Source organism: Synechococcus sp. 8F6, assembly GCF_002252665.1.
In the GTDB taxonomy this organism is placed as follows: Bacteria; Cyanobacteriota; Cyanobacteriia; order PCC-6307; family Cyanobiaceae; genus Cyanobium_A.
Genome location: NZ_NQKZ01000049.1, coordinates 1 through 2,502, shown reverse-complemented (window position 1 = coordinate 2,502; position 2,502 = coordinate 1). Strand labels below are relative to the sequence as shown.

The following is a 2,502-nucleotide window of genomic DNA, read 5'->3' as shown; positions in this document are numbered from 1 at the left end:
GCCCCATCAGCGCCACAACGGTGAGGCTGTGGAGATCTGCCGCCACCGTGCTGTCGTCTACGAACAAGCACGCCAACGGCATCCCCGCCGGTGGTCACGATCGACGCGTTGCTGGCGTCAGCCGGAAGAGGTCTGGATCAACCCACCGCCACCAGAAATCGAGCCAGATCCAGCTACGTTGATGTTGGTTGCCTGAATGGCAGCAGAGGCGTCATCTTTTCTGGCAGCTACCGGATCTCACAAGAGGGCGCCTCGCGAATGTTTACGTGCAAAAGTGAAAAACTTGCAAAACAAGAAAAGAACGCCAAAATGAGTTGGCTCTTATAATCTGACCAATCATGTACGAGACCAGGCACGGTGGGACTAATGACTTTATCGGCAACCGCACCCCACAGCGGGTCACAATCACTTTGAATTACGCTGCATACAAGGGTTTAGAAAAGCGGAGTGCCATGGAAGGCCGTTCAATGAGCAACTTGGCCGCATTCATCCTTGAGAAAGCTCTGACAACAGATTTGCGAGCAGACAATTAAAAGAATCCTGAACACGCAACCAGGGTTACTCAGGCGAGCATCCTCGTCTATTCGCTACTGTTTGCAGCACCTGGACAGACCGCTGATTAGAAAGACAGTGCTTGCCGAAGGACCAGGATGAAAGCGGCAATCTGGTCGAGGTCTGCCGCTGACCGAAGGCAGATGGTTCGTTGGTGGGCTCGCCTGAAGGGCCAGAGGAAAGGGCGGCAAGCCAAGAAGCGATAGCCAACATAATTAAAAAGTTTACAATTAGCACACAAAAAGTGCAGAATTTAACTAAAAACGCACAATAAAGCAGGTCGGAGGGGGGCAAAGCATGGTCACCGCGGGAGAATTGCGCAGAGGGAGTAAAGAACATTGGCGTTGTTTCAATGGATCGCAGCAGCTGAGCAGGGTGAATTCCAGGATCGCCTCGCCAGCGCTGTGGGGCGGTTGAATCTGGAGATTGACCAGGAGTTCTCGAACAGCGGGACGATCTATGCAAGAGACAAAGACGGCTTGAAGACCTCCATCAATGCTCGGGGCACCGTGATGATCTCTCCGAACAACGAAACAAGGGACGAGCTCCAAGTAGAAGTCAGAAGTTCAGAGCCGATGCTCAAGCGCGGGACGCGCTGCGAGCAAATCGCCAACGATCTCAAGGCGGTGATTCCTGCCAAGCCATAGGGTGCGCTCGATCAGAAAGCGATGGATGCCGCCAGACAGCGGAGCCAGACAACTGGAGCTCGCCTTAGGCGCGGCGATCCAAAAAGAAAGAAGCATGAAGCGTGGCGTGGCGCTCACGCTTGGAGTTGCCGGAGGGGTGTGCTTGATTACGGCGAGCGCCATTCATCGCAACCTCTTGTTGACAGTGGCACCAGCAGCCGCAGGGCTACTAGGATACTCGGCAGCGTTGTGGACGACCAGTAAAAACAGGAGGGTCAGGAGAAATTCCCCCCTCGAATTACAGCCTCAGCTGCAGGATGGCAAGAGCATGCTTTCAGAAAGCTTCAGGGAGGATGTACAGGGCAGACTGCACTTTCTCGATAGCGAATAGAACATTTACCGCCCATATGGACCACCGTGCACCCTACCGAAAAGCGAACCAATCCATTCTGATGCCTTCACCCTGCTCAGCGTCTTGAAGCAACTCCACGCCTTTGACCATTCCGTCGCTTTTGTACCACGGGTCTTCGCAAAGGGAAGAAAAAACCTTCCGCGCCTCCTCAAGCGACTGGAAGTTACCAACCTTGACGATGCCCCAGGAATCGTGGGTCTTGATGGTGAAGGTCATCGAAACTGGTCTTGAAAGGACGCAGCAAGGTTGCTGTGGCGCCAGGAGCACCCTAACGGAGAGGTCATCATCCTTGAACATGATGCCGACAGAAACGTCGATACCCTCTGCCTAGCGGCGTCCCATGGAGTGGTGTAACTCGGGGGGATCAGCCCCGGCGTAGCCGGGGCTGACGGCTCAACTCCCTCAGTCTTTAGCTGTGGCAATGGGTGGGCCGGTCTGTGACCCTGTTCGGAGCACTACCACCAAACCGAACACAGACCATGACCCATATCCATAGTGGCGCCTCCGAGCTGGCTCAGCTCATGGAGGGCACCACCGCTGGCGCCCTCATCCCTGAGATCGTGCGCCGCGGCTTTCAGGACCTGCTGGAAGCAGAGGTTTCTGCCCTCACTGGCGCCCAGCTCCATGAGCGCTGCCCGGATCAGTGCTCCACCCACCGCAACGGCTACCGCCAGCGGCTGCTCACCACCCAGGTCGGCGACATCAGCCTGGCCATCCCAAAGCTGAGGCAGGGCAGCTTCTTTCCCGACTGGCTCGAACCCCGCCGCCGGGTCGACAAGGCCCTCTACGCCGTGGTGATGGAGGCCTACACCGGCGGTATCTCCACCCGCAAGGTTGATGCCCTGGTGGAGGCGCTGGGCGGCGCCAGCGGCGTCTCCAAATCGGAGGTAAGCCGCATCTGCCAGGGCCTCG

The 2,502-nt window shown here is 56.8% G+C and carries 5 protein-coding genes; 4 read left to right on the top strand and 1 reads right to left on the bottom strand.

The annotated features are described in order from the left end of the window. The 3 genes from CJZ78_RS14605 to CJZ78_RS13360 form a co-directional block, all read left to right on the top strand. Positions 1-182: hypothetical protein (locus CJZ78_RS14605; RefSeq protein ID WP_233128504.1), on the top strand; the 182-nt coding region annotated here is incomplete at its 5' end. A gap of 156 nt (positions 183-338) precedes the next feature. Continuing rightward, positions 339-533, top strand: coding sequence for a hypothetical protein (locus CJZ78_RS14740; protein ID WP_094561783.1), 195 nt, complete (start codon positions 339-341; stop codon positions 531-533). Between the two features lie 357 nt (positions 534-890). After that, positions 891-1,199, top strand: coding sequence for a hypothetical protein (locus CJZ78_RS13360; RefSeq protein ID WP_094561782.1), 309 nt, complete (start codon positions 891-893; stop codon positions 1,197-1,199). 403 nt (positions 1,200-1,602) lie between these two features. On the opposite strand, the gene CJZ78_RS13355 is transcribed toward CJZ78_RS13360, so the two are convergent. Next, positions 1,603-1,806 carry a hypothetical protein gene (locus tag CJZ78_RS13355; protein WP_094561781.1) on the bottom strand — a complete coding sequence of 68 codons (204 nt, stop codon included), beginning with the start codon at positions 1,804-1,806 and terminating at the stop codon, positions 1,603-1,605. 305 nt (positions 1,807-2,111) lie between these two features. Between CJZ78_RS13355 and CJZ78_RS13350 the strand changes: the two genes are divergently transcribed. Then, the coding region (locus CJZ78_RS13350) for a transposase (protein WP_369802068.1) at positions 2,112-2,502 on the top strand (391 nt) is incomplete at its 3' end.